Here is a 16,372-nt window from a genome sequence, read left to right as displayed (position 1 = left end):
CCGCGCCGGCCGGCAGCCGGCTTTTTCGTGAGGATCATCACCATGATTTCTGCCATTCCCTACCTTGGATTCAGGGCCGCCGAGTTCGCCAGGATGTGGGGCCGCTATCCGTTCGTTGAGGCACCACCGCAAAACCCCGAGGACCCGAGCGACATCGATGACACGTGGAGATTGACCGATGCCATGACGCCCGAGCAGCGCGCTTCGACAGTCGCAGCGCTGCGCGAGCTCGCCGCGAAAGCCGCCGCGCACGCGAGCGAGCTCGAGCGGCGCGGGATTGGGACCTGATCAAGTTGGATCGCGATCGATCGTGGATGTCGATCGCGACGACCCAATTGCCGCAATGGTCTGCAATGCAAATCGAATGGCCCGCCGCACACGAATTGAGACCCATTGAATTAAAATTGAATTGCCTCAATTCGCGGTAACTGAATTGAATTGGCGAATTGAATGAATAGGCAAATTTCAATGGTTGAATTGGACGCTGACGGCCAGGTCGACGACGGCGCCGCCCACGCGGTGCCAGGCTGCACGACGATCTACGCGCCGGCCGGCCAGGCCGGGGAATACGCACCGCTGGCTACGAACCCGTATCGAGGCTGCGGCCATGGGTGTGCGTACTGCTATGTGCCGAACGTGCTGCGGATGAAGCGCCCCGAGTTCGATGCCGGCGCGATCGACAGGCCGGGCTATTTGCAAAAGCTTCGTAATGACGCGAAGCGATATCAAGCCGGGGGCAATCGCGGCCAGGTGATGCTGAGCTTCACCTCAGACCCGTACCACCCGGGCGACACGTCGGCCACGCGAAGTGCGCTCGAGATCTTGCGCGATCACGGCCTGGGCTTCTGCACCTTGAGCAAAGGCGGCACGCGCGCCCTTCGGGATCTCGATCTGTTCCGGCCCGAGCGCGATGCTTATGCGGCCACGCTCACCTCGTTGGACGATGGGTTCTCGTTGAAGTGGGAAAGAGGCGCGGCGCTGCCAGCGGATCGCATCGAGGCGCTGCGTGCGTTTCACGCGGCGGGCGTATACACATGGGTGTCGTTGGAACCGACTCTTGATGTCGACGCATCGCTCGCGATCGTGCGGGCCACGCACGAGGTTGTCGACATGTACCGGGTCGGCCGCGTCAACTACCTGCCCATGACCAGGACGACGGATTGGCGAGACTACACGTTGCGCATGGTCGACCTGATGGCCGAGCTAGGCGCGGCGCACTACTTCAAGAAGGACCTGCAGGGTTACCTGCCCTCAGGCTATCCAAACCCGCTGCGCGTGCCGCAGCATCACTGACCTCGTTGGCTTCGTCAGCATCTGAGAAACGGCGGAGCACCTCGCTGACCTTGCCGGCCACTGGAGCGACCTTGTCGCCCTTCGCGAACGCGACTGCGACGGCGGTAAGCATGAAAATTGAAGCGTTCATCATCACCACCACTCCCGCATCTTTCTCGCACGCTGCCAGTGCTTCCGGTTCCGCGAAGCCAAACATCTCCATGTCGGTGTATGGACCTCCATGCACGAAAGACTAGTAGAGGGCGTAGGCGGGAACGATCGCGGCAAGGAACGGATGCGCAAACCCGACGTCGGGCTGGGCGAAATAGCGCAAGATGGCGCGGTACTTGAACTTGGCGGAGAAGGCTTCCAGTTCCTTTTTCGTCAGCGCCGCACAGTCGGGGTAGAGGCTAGCAACCACATCCCTGAAGTCCGCCGCTACTTTGTTGCCAACGAGGGTCTCCGAAGCGTTCAATGCTGCGCCGTACTCGAACGCTTCGAGCGCCCCGCAGAAGCTGTAGTACTCGGTTCCGACCGCGTCCGTTTTTTCCTTTAGGAGGCGGACCCACAGGTACATGAATTTGAGATAGTGCTCACAAAAGGAACGGTAGAGCACCCGGAAGGCATAAGGGTTGTCGCTGTCGATGACGTCAAACATCGCAGTCTTCAGCGAGTTCGCTTTGACCACGAACATAGCCATTGCTCGCAATGTCTCGGGAAACTTGGATCTCGCCGCCTGTCCGAGGATCTCGCTGCCGTGCTCTTCGACGATGGCGAAGAACTCGTCGTCGGCGTCTCGATAATTCACTATTGGGCTTCCTTGCTCGTACAGGCGATCTTGCCGCCGCGAAGTGTAAGGTCGGAAAATCTGCGGCCATGAGCAGCTCGTCGTCGACCCGCAACCGGCCTCCGCCAGGCTCACGAGCGCGCCCGCGCGAGGAGGCGACCGGCAAGGCAGGCCGGCACCGCGGGGCCGACCTCAAGCAGCTGCAAGCCGGACGCTTTGGCGATGCGGCACGAGCGCTTCAACGAGCGCTGTACCGCGCGCCGCCGCGAAAGCCCTGAGCGCTGCGCTTCGCGCACTGCCGCAGGCAATGCACTTCCGGCAAAGGTTGCCGCAAGTAGTGAGTACCGCGAGACGCTCGAAACGCGTCGGCATTCCGCCGCGCACCGCGCCGCGCTTTGACATTTCGCGCGGCGCGACTAGGCTGTGTGTTGTGCCCTGCGACGGCAGCCCAGGCCCCTCGGTGGTAAGACCGGCAGCACACCCCCAACCGAGGAGCCCCGTCATGTCTTTGCACGTCTGTGCGCCTGCGCGCGCGCCCACCACCGAGCCTGAAACCCTTGGCCAAGTTCTGCGCCGCAAGCTTGAATCGCCAAGCACGCCATCCCAAGAGCCTAGTCTCAGCAGCAATGCCGTGCCTACTTCCACCGGCGACCTGACACGTGTCGCGGCGCTTCCCGCGTTCGCTGGCTTCGGGGCCGAGCAGCGTCTCGAAGAGTGGGCGCCCGTGAAGCGCACGGTATGCGCGTTGTGCGCCCCACCGACCGCGACATCCGCCGTCAACCTTTCGAGTGAGGTGCAGTCATGAACGCTGCGCTCGACGTGCCCCGCGTGATCGATCGCCCCGCCGTGCCATCCGCCCCAGTCGCACGATTGCTGCGCGCCTGCGGAGTCGTGCTCACATCAGCCGCCACCGGTTTGTCGCGTAAGGCTGCATTTCTGGCGAGGCACGATAACGACCGCGATGCTTCTGGCATCTTGAAGGCGGTCGATGTCGTCGCGCGCGGTCAGCAACCGCCCGCGATGGTCAGTGAGCCCGCATGGGCCGGCGCTCTCGTCAATGAGACCGTCGTCGCACTGTTCGACTTGGTCGCCGCACAGGGCAATGCGTTCGCGCAGTTGCCGGTCGTGAAGTTCGAGTTCGCAGGCAGAGGCAAGGTGCGCGTGCCGACGCGGGTGCCTGGTGGCAAGAATCTCAGCGGGGCATTCCGCAAGGAAGGTGCGCCCATCCGGGTTGGCGCATTGAGTTTGAGCAGCGTATCTCTAGAGCCGCACAGCTTGGCGGTCCTCGCGAGCGCAACGACCGAAATGGTCCTAGGCGCAGGGGACGACGTGTTGGCGGAAGTGGTTCGCCGGGGAGCCATCAGCGACACCAGCTACGCGCTCGATTCGTTGGTTTTTGACGCCGTGCCGGGCGATGACGAGCGTCCTCCCGGCCTTGCGTACGGTGCCGATACGGCTGCGTCCAGCGGCACGACGCCAGAGGCCATCGCTTCGGATCTGCGTGGCCGCCTAGACGCGCTGTTGGCTGCGGCCGGCTACGGCAACCCGGCGACGACGCGATGGGTCATGCATAGCGGATCTGCAGCTACGCTCACTCAGCTTTTTCTCGAGATGCAGGTGCACCGAACGTACTTGGGCCTTGAGGTCGTCGCATCTCCCTCCGTACCGCCAGACCGTGTCCTGTTGATCGACTGCGCGGCCACGGCCATTGCCGCGGATCCCCCGCGATTCGACGCTGCGAACTCTGCGGTGTTGCATGAGGAATCCGATTCGAGCGCCGTAGCCGAAGACTTGTCTGGGGCGGTACCGTTGAGGTCGACTTGGCAGACCGCTGTGACGAGTTTCCGCCTGATCTTGCCGACTGACTGGACCAGCGCGCCGGGCGCCGTCGCTGTGTTGTCGAACGTTTCGTGGTGACCGAATGCCGCATCCCTTGCACGGATCGCGCGTTCGAGCCTTCCAACTCGCGCGTGCCGTCATACTGGGTCAGCAGGAGACCGCACGCGCGCTCGCCAAGCGCATTCTGGAGACTGAAGTGCGCGAGGCCGAGTTGCGCACCACAGCGCCGGCCACGCCGGCCGCGAAACCTCAGCAAAGAGGAGCCCTAACATGATCGACTATCCAACGCGCAGCATGTCCGGCGGCCTGCTATTGCCCGGCATTGAGCAGCAGGCGGACCACCTCGTGGTGAAGACGCCCGACGGTGTCACCGTTCGCCTCCAGCGCAACCAGGTGGACATCGCGAATGCGATCGCGGCCGGCAACGTCAAGGTCTACACGCCGAAGCCGAAGCCGACGCCGACGCCGGCTTGTAGCTCCGGCGCCTGCGGGCGGTCTGGCGAGCCGACCGGCCTGACGCTGGCCGGGGTCAACGCGATTGCCGATGGCGTCGCCGCTGCGCTGAGCGAGCGTGACCAAAGCATCGATGTTCTCGAGCAGGCTGCCCGCATCAACAAGCGCGACATGGATCAGCTCATCGCCGCGGTGCATGGCATGCAGCAGCGCGAACTGGCCGCCCTCGGGTTTCCGCAAAGCGCAATGTCCAGCAAGCGTGCTCGCGCGCAACGCGCGATCAAACGGGCCGAGCTCATTTTGTCGCGCTAAGCGCCCAAAGCCGCCACGATGCCTAGCCCGTTGCGGATCGCCCGGCCGCAACGCCTGGCGAAGAGGCCGCTTGTCGCCATCAGGCCTTTGCAAAATGCGTGGCATGCTCGCATCCCTAAATAGGAGGCGGAAGCATGTCAGATGGAATGGCTACGGCGGTAATTGCGGGATGCGTGGCCCTCACGGTCGCATACCTCACGCAGTTCGTCTCGGAGAGCTACAAGCGGCATCGCGAAGGCTCGGCCATCGCGGCAGCGATTGCGGGCGAGCTTGGCTCGTATCAGCCGGCGTGGCCTATGCTCGCCGATATGCTCAGGTCGTGGCTAGATTTGGTTCAAAGGGGCAACAGGGCTGCCATTGCGTTTCGGCCGTTCGAGCGACCGAAGGACATGGTGATTGATGAGGTGATCGACAAGCTTGGGCTGCTAGGCGCAGCGCAGGTGGAAGCAGTGGTGTCGGTCTACTCGAATATTCGGGCTTTCCGGGTCGGCTTAGAACTAATCATGAAAGAGCACGACACCATGACGGACGCGGAGTTGATCGGCCGCTGTCATGCGATGCAGGGGGCGCTCGATCGTGCGGCTCAGATCGGCGAGCCGTTGGTCAAGCGACTGCGCGCACGCGCGGATCAAGCGTTTGCAAAGCCACTGGGTCGGGTCTATTTCGGCGGCGCTATTGCCGTCCTGTGCGCGTTGCTAGTGTGGTTCGGTGCTGCGCTTGCCCATGCGGAAAACCAGCGGTATGCGTTGTCGCTAGGCATGTGCCAGTCGGACCCGCTCAAAATTCTCGGGCGGGAGGAGTGTCTTAAGGCAGTGGAGACGCGCAGCGGATGGTGGTGGCACGTCGGATACGCGCTGCGCTTGAACTGATGCCGCCGGCGCGTCATCGCCCATTCAGCCCGCCGCCTCAGCCCGGTCGAGCTCGCCCCCGGGCCACCACGGCGCGTTCGCCCCTGACCCTTACCCAACCCTCGCTGACCGCAAAAAGGCGCTCAAACGGCCGGCCGCCCGCGTCCTCTCAGAAATCGGCCAACCCTTCGAGGTGCGCACCGCGAGACAAGCCCCGGTCGAGGGCCTCGCGCGTACTCCGCACACGCCCCCCCACCGTGCACGCCACCCCCGCCCCCCTTTCGACGGACGGCTATCCTGAAGTCGTGCTCAACAAAATCATCATCGTGCTGTTCGTCCTGCTCGCGCTGGCGTGGGCGGCGCTCATCTGGATTGCGCCGACCCTTTTCTAGCCGCTTGGCCGCTGCGCTCGCCCCATCAGTCGTCGACGGCCCACTGCTTGAGTTGATCGAGCGTGACGTCCGGATGGTTGGCCATCGAGCCCAAGCGGGTTAGGACGACCAAGCGCAGGAGGATCTCGCGGACGCGCTCGCACTCGATGTCGGCGGGCTGGTCCGCCATGCTGACCAACTCGCCCACGAGGGTCGACGCCAGCCTCGCCGCATCGCTGGCAATGCGCAGGCGCTCGGCCAGGTCCTGCGGCTGCGCTTCGTCGTCTTGCTTGGTGGTCATGTGGATTGCTCCTGCAGCTGAGGAGGGGCAGGCAGTGTGCCCACCTGACCTCGATGGCATCGACGCTTGGCCGTCCGGTTCCAGCCGCTTTCCGGCTGACCACATACCCACCCCTGCCCGCGCCTGAACGCGGCTCCTACGGGCTCACCAAGGCCCTTCCCGAGCGGTTTGCCGCCGCCCGTGCCGACCCTCTAACGCAATTTCCCCGGTTCAACAGACTGGCTATCCAAATAATCGGACTGCAACTGACTGTATATAATTGCGTTGCCCTTGGTGCAGCGCCAGACCGGAAATTGCTCAAAATAGCTTGCAAATCCGTCTAGCCCGGTTCGACTCCGGGTCGCGCCTCCACTTCCTTCGGTACCGAAAATGCAGCCCCGCCAACCAACGTTGACGGGGCTGTTTTTGTTTGGGGTATCGTCAATGCCCGACCGTACGCCCGGATGGTGAAATTGGTAGACACATCGGACTTAAAATCCGCCGCTTCCTGCATAAGGGGCGTACCGGTTCGACCCCGGTTCCGGGCACCACCACACTACAAGGGAGCAAGACATGCCTCGCTATAACGCTCCGTTCGAAATTCACGTGCACGGCGATGTGCCGCTGCGTTCCGATGTCACCTTCGAACAGATCCAGGAAGCGCTCAAGCCGCTCTGGAAATACGCCGGCGCGCGTTCGTTGGCCGACGGCGCGACCAGCGTCTACGAGGAAGAGCCCGGCATCCGCTTCGAGCAGAAGGACCACATGCTCCAGATCTGCTGGACGGTCGCCGGCGACGAAGACTTCCGCCAGGCGCTCGACGAGATGTGCATGGCGCTCAACGAACTCTCCGAGCAGGGCGCAGCCCTCGAAGTCACCTTCTACGACACCGACTTCGACGAGGAGGAGGGCGATCCCGACGAGGAGTCGCGCGACGACTTCCTGATGCTGTTCGTCGGTCCCAATCCCGCGGCCATCATGCAGGTGCAGCGCGACCTGCTGGTCGAGGATGTCGTCAACTTGATGGAACGCCACTTCGACGGCGCCGAACTCGGTGGCGTCGTCGCCGAGATCGACAAGCTGTTCGGCGATCGCTTCGATGCGCTCGTGAATTCGCTCGAGATCGGCAAGCGCCCCCGTGGCGGCACCGGCGGGGCCGGCAGCGGCGGACACGGCGGCGGCCGCCGACCGCGTCACCTGCACTAGCCGCAGCGCGAAATGGAGCGGTCAAGCCGCTCCGCTATGCTCGGCGACGTTCTTTTCGAGGAGACGTCGCTTGCCCTTGTTCCCCCAGTCAGCCCTCCGATCCGGCGTGCGCAAGCGCGAGGTCTTCGGATGGGCCATGTACGACTTCGCCAACTCGGGCTACACCACGGTCGTGATCACCGCGGTGTTCGCGGCGTACTTCGTCGGTGGCATCGCGAAGGGCGCCCCCTGGGGTGCTTTCGCATGGACGGTGGCCTTGAGCATCTCGTATGCAATCGTGATGCTGACCATGCCCGCCATCGGCGCCTGGGCCGACCTGTATGCCGCCAAGAAGCGCGTGTTGATGATCGTCACCGCAGGCTGCGTATTCGGCACGGCGGCGCTGGCGCTCACGCCGCGGCTGGAAGGTACCTATGCCGTCGCGCTGGCGATGGTGCTGGTGATCATCTCCAATACTTTCTATTCCTACGGCGAATCCCTCACCGGCGCCTTCCTGCCTGAACTCGCGACCGCCGAAGGTATGGGAAAGGTCAGCGGCTGGGGATGGGCCTTCGGCTACATCGGCGGCATGCTCGCGCTGGGCCTGTGCCTCGCCTACGTGCTCGCGGCGCAGGCCAAGGGCTTGCCAGCCGCGCATTTCGTGCCGGTCACGATGCTCATCACGGCGGCGCTCTACGGCGTGGCTGCCTGCGTCACCTTTGCGTTGCTCCCCGAACGCGCCGTCCCGCAAGAACGAAACGAACAGCAAAGCGCCTGGCTGCAATTGAGCAGTACCTTCCGCGAGGCGCGCCAGTACGGCGACTTCATGTGGCTGCTGGCCTGCACGGTCTGCTACCAGGGTGGGGTGGCCGTGGCGATCACCCTGGCCGCGATCTATGCCGAGCAGGTGATCGGGTTCGTTCCCAGCGAGACGATGGTGCTCATCTTCGTGCTGAACATCGCGGCCGCGCTGGGCGCATTCGTGTTCGGCTACTGGCAGGACCGGCTCGGCCACAGGCGCTCGCTCGCAGGCACGCTGGTGGCCTGGATCGCGGTCTGTGTCATCGCGGCGTCCGTGACGACGAAGGGCGGCTTCTGGTGGGCTGCGTCGATTGCCGGGTTGGCGATGGGATCCAGCCAGTCGGCCGGCCGGGCGATGACGGGCGTTCTCGCCCCGCCGCGCCAGCTCGCCGAGTTCTTCGGTCTCTGGACCTTCGCCACGCGGCTGGCCAGCATCATCGGTCCGCTGAGCTACGGCGCCATCACCTGGATGACAGGCGGCAACCAGCGCATCGCGATCCTGTCGACCGCAACGCTGTTCATTGCCGGGCTCCTTCTCCTGCTGCCGATCGACATGCGGCGCGGTCGCGAGGTCGCCCTGCGAGCCTGATGCCGGCACCTCGCAAGGTCACTCGGAGGCTACGGCGCTGGAGGTGCGGTAGCCGGACCCGTCATAACGAAGCACGGTCGACTTGAAGGTCGGCTTCAGCTCGTGCGTCAGGCACTCGTCTCCCTGCGGCGCCGACCGGCTCTCCGATCGGGCTTCGCGAAGGATCAGGTCGGCATAACCGCTGTGCACGATGCCCCGCGCAACGGAAAGCGTTCCTCGCACCGTCTCGAAATTGCCCGTGCAATTGGTGTCCCACTCGCCTTGCTCCAGCGTCAGCTGGAGTTCGTCCAGCACCTTCGCCAGTTTCTGGCCTTGCGGGACGTAGAGCGTCAGGGTTTCGTTGGCATAGGGATTGGCGCGCGACAAGCCCTGGCGAAGAACACGCAGCCCGAAGGCCCGCGCGTCGGAAGCCAGCGTGTAGCGTGCCGTGTCGATCTTGATCTCGGCGATTCGCACCGCGTCTTCGGTCAGCGCGGACTCCTCGAACAGCCGGCTGATCACCCGGGCGCGGTCCGTGTTCCCGTTGTCGGCTTGCTGGACCACCAGCACGTCCAAGTCGAACTGCGTCGCGCCCGGCTCGGAGGATTCGCGCGGCATCGGCAGGACGACGATGAAGCGCCCAGGAAAGCCCCGCCAGGGCTCGCACGCGGCGCGCTCGTGGTCGAGCGCACGCTTGGGGTGCAGCTTGGCGTGCATGCGCTCGGCGAGGCCCGTATCGCACGCCGCGTGGCCTGCGATGCAGAAGGCGCCCAGGAGGCACGCGGCAAGGAATCTGCGGGCCATGCGCGGCGTCATGCAGCGGCTGCGACGGCAGCGTGCGCCAGGCTGGCGCGCGCGGCAGGCAAGGCAAGCCAGCGCGAGGCCGCAGCGTCCAGCAGTTCGGGCGCCGCGCTGCCGAGAAGCAGGACGGTGCCGTTGCTTTCCTCGCGGAGTTGGCCCGCTTGGCCGAGCAACCGGCGCGTCTGCTGGGCCACTGGCGCGCCCGTATCGATGAAGCGCACTGCGTCGCCGGTGTGGCGGCGCAGGCCGTCGGCGATGAAGGGATAGTGCGTACAGCCCAGCACCAGCGTGTCGATCTGTCCGGGCTCGCTGCCATAGCTGCCTGCGGCATCCGCGTACTGCCGGCACAGTGCCGCGATCGTTGCAGCATCGGACCGCTCGATGGCACCCGCGAGCCCATCGCACGGGACGATGTGAAAGGTCGCCTGCCCGTCCAACGAGGCACGCAGCGCTTCGAACTTGCGGCTTTCCACGGTGACGCGCGTTGCCATCACGGCGATGTGCCCGGTCCTGCTGTGCGCCACCGCAGGCTTCAGTGCCGGTTCGACACCGACCACCGGCAGCGCCGGATGATCGGCACGAAGCCAGTGGATCGCAGCCGCCGTCGCGGTGTTGCAGGCAACGACCAAGGCCTTGATCCGGTGCGTGTCCAGCAGATAGCGTGCGACCGCGCCGCTGCGCTCGACGACGTACGCATCGCCGCGTTCGCCGTAGGGCGCGTGGGCCGTGTCCGCGAAATAGACGAATCGCTCGTGCGGCAGTTCCTCGCGCAGCGCGTTTAGGACGCTCAGCCCTCCGACGCCGCTGTCGAACACGCCGATCGGCCGATCGGCACTGGAGGGGTTGCCGACCGGCGTCATGCTCAGGCCGGCTGCAGCGCGATGGTCTTGAACTCGCCGCTCGCGATGCGCTTCTGCCATTCCGCCGGGCCCGTGATGTGCGCGCTCGTGCCGCCCGCGTCCACCGCCACCGTCACCGGCATGTCGACCACGTCGAATTCGTAGATCGCCTCCATGCCGAGGTCCGCGAAGCCGACCACCTTCGCGGTCTTGATTGCCTTGCTCACGAGGTAGGCCGCGCCGCCGACCGCCATCAGGTAGGCGCTCTGGTGCTTCTTGATCGCCTCGATCGCGACCGGGCCGCGCTCGGCCTTGCCGATCATCGCGATCAGGCCGGTCTGGGCCAGCATCATCTCGGTGAAGCCGTCCATGCGCGTCGCGGTGGTCGGGCCGGCCGGGCCCACGGCCTCGTCACCGACCGGATCGACCGGGCCGACGTAGTAGATCACCCGGTTGGTGAAGTCCACCGGCAGCTTCTCGCCCTTGGCGAGCATGTCGGCGATGCGCTTGTGGGCCGCGTCGCGACCGGTGAGCATCTTGCCGTTGAGCAGCAGCGTGTCGCCCGGTTTCCAGCTCGCGACCTCGGCGGGCGTGAGCTTGTCGAGGTCGACGCGCTTGCTCTTGTTGTAGTCGGGCGCCCAGTCGATCTTCGGCCACAGGTCCAGCGAGGGCGCTTCGAGGTACACCGGGCCCGAGCCGTCGAGCACGAAGTGCGCGTGGCGCGTCGCGGCGCAGTTCGGGATCATCGCGACCGGCTTGCTGGCCGCATGCGTCGGATACATCTTGATCTTGACGTCGAGCACCGTGGCGAGGCCGCCCAGGCCCTGCGCCCCGATGCCGAGCGCGTTGACTTTCTCGAACAGCTCGATGCGCAGTGCCTCGACCTTGGAGAGTTCAGCGCCCGATGCCTTCTTGGCCTGCAGTTCGTGCATGTCGAGGTCGTCCATCAGGCTTTCCTTGGCGAGCAGGGTGGCCTTTTCGGCCGTGCCGCCGATGCCGATGCCGAGCATGCCCGGCGGGCACCAGCCGGCGCCCATCGTCGGCACGGTCTTGAGCACCCAGTCGACCACGCTGTCGCCCGGGTTCAGCATCACGAGCTTGCTCTTGTTTTCGCTGCCGCCGCCCTTGGCCGCGACGGTCACTTCAACCGTGTTGCCCGGAACGATCTCGGTGAATATCACGGCGGGCGTGTTGTCCTTGGTGTTCTTGCGGTCGAACTGCGGATCCGCGACGACCGATGCGCGCAGGGTGTTGTCGGGATGGTTGTAGCCACGGCGAACGCCTTCGTTGATGGCGTCGTCCAGGCTGCCGGTGAAGCCGCCCCAGCGGACGTCCATGCCGACCTTGAGGAAGACGTTGACGATGCCGGTGTCCTGGCAGATCGGGCGATGCCCGGTGGCGCTCATCTTGCTGTTGGTGAGGATCTGCGCCATCGCGTCCTTCGCCGCCGGGCTCTGCTCGCGCTCGTAGGCCTTGGCCAGGTGGGCGATGTAGTCGGCCGGGTGGTAGTAGCTGATGTATTGCAGCGCGGCGGAGACCGACTCGATCAGGTCGGCTTGCTGGATGGTGGTCATGGCGTTTTTCGTGGGGAGGGTAGCGGACAAACCCCGCAATTATCCCCGGCTGCGGCGGTGCCCGCGCGAGGGCACCATGGATAGGCTTGTGCTATCTTCATTTGTCAATCAAGGATTACGCCCTATGGCGCCGAAGCCTTCGCGGGCTTCCCCATTTCCGCGTGTTCGCCGTCTCGCGCGGCGCGCCGCCGCCACCTTCACCAGCGGAGCTTTCATCATGGCGACAACTTCCAACACCCGCATCGAGCGCGACACCTTCGGCCCCATCGAGGTGCCGGCCGACAAGCTGTGGGGCGCGCAAACGCAGCGTTCGCTGCAGAACTTCGACATCTCCGGCGAGAAGCAGCCGCGCGAGATCATCCGCGCGCTGGCGCAGGTCAAGCGGGCGTCGGCGGTGGTGAACCATGCGCTCGGCCTGCAGGACGAGAAGAAGACCCAGGCCATCGTCGCGGCCGCCGACGAGGTCATCGCCGGCAAGCATGGCGACGAATTCCCCCTGGTCGTCTGGCAGACCGGCTCGGGCACGCAGACCAACATGAACGTCAACGAAGTCCTCGCCAATCGCGCGAGCGAGCTTCTCGGCGGCGACCGTGGCGAAGGGCGGCTCGTGCACCCCAACGACGATGTCAATCGCAGCCAGTCGTCGAACGACGTGTTTCCGACCGCCATGCACGTGGCGGCGGTCGATGCGATCACGCACAAGCTGCTGCCCGCCATTGCCAAATTGCGGACGACGCTCGACAAGAAATCCAGGGACTTCGCCGACATCGTGAAGATCGGTCGCACCCACCTTCAGGATGCGACGCCGCTCACCCTCGGCCAGGAGTTCTCGGGCTACGTGGCGCAGCTCGCGCACGGCGAGGCGCATGTGCGTGCGGCGTTGCCGCACCTGTGCGAACTCGCGCTGGGCGGGACGGCGGTCGGTACCGGCCTCAACGCGCCCAAGGGCTATGCCGAACAGGTGGCCGCCGAACTGTCGAAGCTCACCGGCCTGCCCTTCGTCACGGCCCCGAGCAAGTTCGAGGCGATGGCTTCGATCGACGGCATGGTGCATGCTCACGGCGCACTGAAGACGCTCGCCGCGAGCATGACGAAGATCGCCAACGATGTGCGCTGGCTCGCCAGCGGTCCGCGCAGCGGCATCGGCGAACTGAGCATTCCCGAGAACGAGCCCGGCTCGTCCATCATGCCGGGCAAGGTGAACCCGACGCAGAGCGAGGCCGTCACCATGCTCGCGGCCCAGGTGTTCGGGAACGACGTCGCGATCAACATCGGCGGCGCCTCCGGCAACTTCGAGCTGAACGTGTTCCGGCCGATGGTGGCGCACAACTTCCTGCAGAGTGTGCGCCTGCTGGCCGATGGCATGGTGAGCTTCAACGACCATTGCGCGGTGGGCATCGAGCCGAACCGCGAGCGCATCACCGAACTGGTCCAGCGCTCGTTGATGCTGGTGACGGCGCTCAACACGCACATCGGCTACGACAAGGCCGCCTTCATCGCGAAGAAGGCGCACAAGGAAGGCAGCAGCCTGCGCGATGCGGCCGTCGCTTCAGGGCACCTGACGGCCGAGCAGTTCGATCAGTGGGTGATTCCCGAGAACATGACCGGGCGGTGACCGCTCGCCGCCCCGGCGACCTCAGTGGTCGTCGACGGCGCGGCCCGGCGCCATCAGCCGGTCGGTGACCGCGATCGCCATCGCCGACAGCAGGAAGGTGATGTGGATCGCCGTCTGCGCGATCAGCACGCGATCGGTGTAGTTGTCCGCGTTGATGAAGGTCTTGAGCAGGTGGATCGAGCTGATGCCGATGATGGCCGTCGCGAGCTTGACCTTCAGCACCGAGGCGTTCACGTGGCTCAGCCACTCGGGCTGGTCGCGATGGCCTTCGAGGTTCATGCGGCTCACGAAAGTCTCGTAGCCGCCGACGATCACCATGATCAGCAGGTTCGAGATCATCACCACGTCGATCAGTGCCAGCACCACCAGCATGATGACGGTTTCATTGAGCGAGGCGACCGGCGCCGTGGTCTTGTAGCCGATGCTCGTGATCAGCGCTTCGAGCGCGTCCTTGTTACCGAAGCCGGCTTCGACAAGGTGCAGCAGTTCGACCAGGAAATGCACGACGTACACGGCCTGCGCAACGATCAGGCCCAGGTACAGCGGCAACTGGAGCCAGCGGCTCGCGAAGATCAAATTGGGCAGCGGGCGCAGCGGCGAGGTCTTGCCGGTGGGCGGGAGGAGGGGGTCGGTGTTTGACATCGATCGGCTCGTTGATTGCTGGACCCGCGAACAACGGGAAACGCGCGATTCTAGGGTGCGCATCCCGGCGGTGGCGTCATTGCCCCCTGTCGGTAACATGTCACGTCAGTGATCCGTAAGTGCGGACGCCCACATTACCGCCCGTATGAACGTTGGCATAGGAGACAGAGAATGAGCAGCGCTTCCACGATCGAATCCGTCCTGGTCGAAAACCGCGTGTTTCCGCCTGACGCCCGCGCCAGCCAGGGCGCGCGCATCCCGAGCATGGCGGCGTACGACGCCCTCTGCAAGGAAGCCGCGGACGACTTCGATGGCTTCTGGGCCCGCCAGGCCCGCGCCAACGTGGTGTGGAGCAAGCCCTTCACCCGCACGCTCGACGAATCCAATGTGCCGTTCTACAAGTGGTTCGACGACGGCGAACTCAACGCCTCGGCCAACTGCCTCGACAAGCACATCGGCACCCCGGTCGAGAACAAGACGGCGATCATCTTCGAGGCCGACGACGGCACCGTCACCCAGGTCACCTACAAGGAACTCCTGGCCCGCGTGTCGCAGTTCGCCAATGCGCTCAAGGCGCAAGGCATCAGCAAGGGCGACCGCGTCATCATCTACATGCCGATGACCATCGAAGGCGTCATCGCCATGCAGGCCTGCGCCCGCATCGGCGCGACGCACAGCGTGGTGTTCGGCGGCTTCTCGGCCAAGGCGCTGCAGGAGCGCATCATCGATGCCGGCGCCGTGGCCGTCATCACCGCGAATTTCCAGCTGCGCGGCGGCAAGGAACTGCCGCTCAAGGCCATCGTGGACGACGGCATCGCGCTGGGCGGCTGCGAGTCGATCAAGACCGTGCTGGTCTACCAGCGCACCGCGACGCCCTGCAACATGGTGGCCGGCCGCGACAAGACCTTTGACGAAGCGCTCAAGGGGCAGGGCACCGAGTGCGCGCCCGTGCCGGTCGGCGCAGAGCATCCGCTCTTCATCCTCTACACCTCCGGCTCGACCGGCAAGCCCAAGGGCGTGCAGCATTCGACCGGCGGCTACCTGCTGTGGGCCAAGCTCACGATGGACTGGACCTTCGACATCCGCCCGGAAGACATCTTCTGGTGCACCGCCGACATCGGCTGGATCACCGGCCACACATACGTCGCGTACGGGCCGCTCGCGGCGGGCGCAACCCAGGTGGTGTTTGAAGGCATTCCCACGTTCCCGCACGCCGGTCGCTTCTGGCAGATGATCGAGAAGCACAAGGTCTCGATCTTCTACACGGCGCCGACGGCGATCCGCTCGCTCATCAAGGCGGCGGACAGCGACGAGAAGGTGCATCCGAAGAACTGGGACCTGTCTTCGCTGCGCATCCTGGGCACGGTGGGCGAGCCCATCAATCCCGAGGCCTGGATGTGGTACTACCGGAACGTCGGCCACGAGAAGTGCCCGATCGTCGACACCTTCTGGCAGACCGAGACGGGCGGCCACGTCATCACGCCCTTGCCGGGCGCGACGCCGCTGGTGCCGGGGTCTTGCACGCTGCCGCTGCCGGGCATCATGGCCGCGATCGTCGACGAGACCGGCAAGGACATCCCCCACGGCGCCGGCGGCATGCTGGTCATCAAGCGGCCGTGGCCGTCGATGATCCGCACGATCTGGAACGATCCCGAGCGCTTCAAGAAGAGCTATTTCCCGGAAGAGATGGGCGGCACCATCTACCTCGCCGGCGACGGTGCCGTGCGCAGCGCGGACCGGGCCTATTTCCGCATCACGGGGCGCATCGACGACGTGCTCAATGTGTCGGGCCACCGCCTTGGCACGATGGAGATCGAGTCCGCGCTCGTCGCCAAGACCGACCTGGTGGCCGAAGCCGCGGTCGTCGGCCGGCCGGACGACCTGACAGGGGAGGCGGTCTGCGCCTTCGTCGTCCTGAAGCGCGGCCGTCCGAGCGGCGACGAGGCCAAGCAGATCGCGGCCGAACTCCGGAACTGGGTGGCCAAGGAAATCGGCCCGATCGCCAAGCCCAAGGACATCCGCTTCGGCGAGAACCTGCCGAAGACGCGCAGCGGCAAGATCATGCGGCGCCTGCTGCGCAGCATCGCCAAGGGCGAGGCGATCACGCAGGACACTTCCACGCTCGAGAACCCCGCGATCCTCGAACAACTAGGTCAAGCCTATTGATTCTGGCGTCCGCGACCCT

At 65.1% G+C, this 16,372-nt stretch carries 16 protein-coding genes and 1 tRNA gene; 11 read left to right on the top strand and 6 right to left on the bottom strand.

What is annotated here, in order from left to right; translation table 11 throughout:
* Positions 1–27: 27 nt before the first annotated feature.
* Positions 28–288, top strand: coding sequence for a hypothetical protein (locus tag ACSFBL_RS15745; RefSeq protein WP_435516714.1), 261 nt, complete (start codon positions 28–30; stop codon positions 286–288).
* Positions 289–477: 189 nt separating this feature from the next.
* Positions 478–1,293 (top strand): radical SAM protein, encoded by an 816-nt coding sequence (locus ACSFBL_RS15740; protein ID WP_435516713.1) that lies wholly within the window; start codon positions 478–480, stop codon positions 1,291–1,293.
* Between the two features lie 232 nt (positions 1,294–1,525).
* Here ACSFBL_RS15740 and ACSFBL_RS15735 read toward each other — a convergent pair whose 3' ends face one another.
* Complete coding sequence (locus ACSFBL_RS15735) at positions 1,526–2,080, bottom strand: hypothetical protein (RefSeq protein WP_435516712.1); 555 nt, start codon at positions 2,078–2,080, stop codon at positions 1,526–1,528.
* Between the two features lie 780 nt (positions 2,081–2,860).
* Here ACSFBL_RS15735 and ACSFBL_RS15730 point away from each other — a divergent pair.
* From ACSFBL_RS15730 to ACSFBL_RS15715, 4 genes are all read left to right on the top strand, one after another.
* Positions 2,861–3,976, top strand: coding sequence for a hypothetical protein (locus ACSFBL_RS15730; protein WP_435516711.1), 1,116 nt, complete (start codon positions 2,861–2,863; stop codon positions 3,974–3,976).
* Between the two features lie 216 nt (positions 3,977–4,192).
* Positions 4,193–4,663, top strand: a complete 471-nt coding sequence (locus tag ACSFBL_RS15725; protein WP_435516710.1) for a hypothetical protein — start codon at positions 4,193–4,195, stop codon at positions 4,661–4,663.
* A gap of 134 nt (positions 4,664–4,797) precedes the next feature.
* A complete protein-coding gene (locus ACSFBL_RS15720; protein WP_435516709.1) occupies positions 4,798–5,532 on the top strand; it encodes a hypothetical protein in 735 nt (244 codons plus the stop codon).
* Positions 5,533–5,768: 236 nt separating this feature from the next.
* Positions 5,769–5,903, top strand: coding sequence for a hypothetical protein (locus ACSFBL_RS15715; RefSeq protein ID WP_435516708.1), 135 nt, complete (start codon positions 5,769–5,771; stop codon positions 5,901–5,903).
* Between the two features lie 25 nt (positions 5,904–5,928).
* Here ACSFBL_RS15715 and ACSFBL_RS15710 read toward each other — a convergent pair whose 3' ends face one another.
* Positions 5,929–6,183: a hypothetical protein gene (locus ACSFBL_RS15710; RefSeq protein ID WP_435516707.1), complete on the bottom strand. Its 255-nt coding sequence runs from the start codon at positions 6,181–6,183 to the stop codon at positions 5,929–5,931.
* Positions 6,184–6,620: 437 nt separating this feature from the next.
* On the opposite strand from ACSFBL_RS15710, the gene ACSFBL_RS15705 reads away from it, so the two are divergent.
* The 3 genes from ACSFBL_RS15705 (at position 6,621) to ACSFBL_RS15695 (ending at position 8,737) form a co-directional block, all read left to right on the top strand.
* Positions 6,621–6,713, top strand: a tRNA-Leu gene (locus tag ACSFBL_RS15705).
* Positions 6,714–6,735: 22 nt separating this feature from the next.
* A complete protein-coding gene (locus ACSFBL_RS15700) occupies positions 6,736–7,368 on the top strand; it encodes a DUF6806 family protein (protein WP_435516706.1) in 633 nt (210 codons plus the stop codon).
* A 70-nt stretch (positions 7,369–7,438) separates the two neighbouring features.
* Complete coding sequence (locus tag ACSFBL_RS15695; RefSeq protein ID WP_435516705.1) at positions 7,439–8,737, top strand: MFS transporter; 1,299 nt, start codon at positions 7,439–7,441, stop codon at positions 8,735–8,737.
* 18 nt (positions 8,738–8,755) lie between these two features.
* Here ACSFBL_RS15695 and ACSFBL_RS15690 read toward each other — a convergent pair whose 3' ends face one another.
* From ACSFBL_RS15690 to ACSFBL_RS15680, 3 genes are read right to left on the bottom strand one after another with little or no spacing between them, the layout of a single operon-like run.
* Positions 8,756–9,520, bottom strand: coding sequence for a PA3715 family protein (locus ACSFBL_RS15690; protein WP_435516704.1), 765 nt, complete (start codon positions 9,518–9,520; stop codon positions 8,756–8,758).
* Between the two features lie 8 nt (positions 9,521–9,528).
* Positions 9,529–10,377, bottom strand: a complete 849-nt coding sequence (murI, locus tag ACSFBL_RS15685; RefSeq protein WP_435516703.1) for a glutamate racemase — start codon at positions 10,375–10,377, stop codon at positions 9,529–9,531.
* Between the two features lie 2 nt (positions 10,378–10,379).
* Complete coding sequence (locus tag ACSFBL_RS15680; protein WP_435516702.1) at positions 10,380–11,930, bottom strand: fumarate hydratase; 1,551 nt, start codon at positions 11,928–11,930, stop codon at positions 10,380–10,382.
* Between the two features lie 217 nt (positions 11,931–12,147).
* Between ACSFBL_RS15680 and fumC the strand changes: the two genes are divergently transcribed.
* On the top strand, positions 12,148–13,545 hold the full coding sequence (gene fumC / locus ACSFBL_RS15675; protein WP_435516701.1) for a class II fumarate hydratase: 1,398 nt from the start codon (positions 12,148–12,150) through the stop codon (positions 13,543–13,545).
* A gap of 21 nt (positions 13,546–13,566) precedes the next feature.
* Here fumC and ACSFBL_RS15670 read toward each other — a convergent pair whose 3' ends face one another.
* Complete coding sequence (locus ACSFBL_RS15670) at positions 13,567–14,187, bottom strand: YqhA family protein (RefSeq protein WP_435516700.1); 621 nt, start codon at positions 14,185–14,187, stop codon at positions 13,567–13,569.
* Between the two features lie 171 nt (positions 14,188–14,358).
* Between ACSFBL_RS15670 and acs the strand changes: the two genes are divergently transcribed.
* Entirely contained in the window at positions 14,359–16,353 is a 1,995-nt protein-coding gene (acs, locus tag ACSFBL_RS15665; RefSeq protein ID WP_435516699.1) for an acetate--CoA ligase, read from the top strand.
* Positions 16,354–16,372 lie beyond the last annotated feature (19 nt).

Source organism: Variovorax glacialis, from assembly GCF_051216375.1.
Lineage (GTDB): Bacteria > Pseudomonadota > Gammaproteobacteria > Burkholderiales > Burkholderiaceae_C > Variovorax.
Note: the sequence above shows the minus strand (reverse complement) of the source record. Positions and strands in the feature narration are given on the sequence as shown.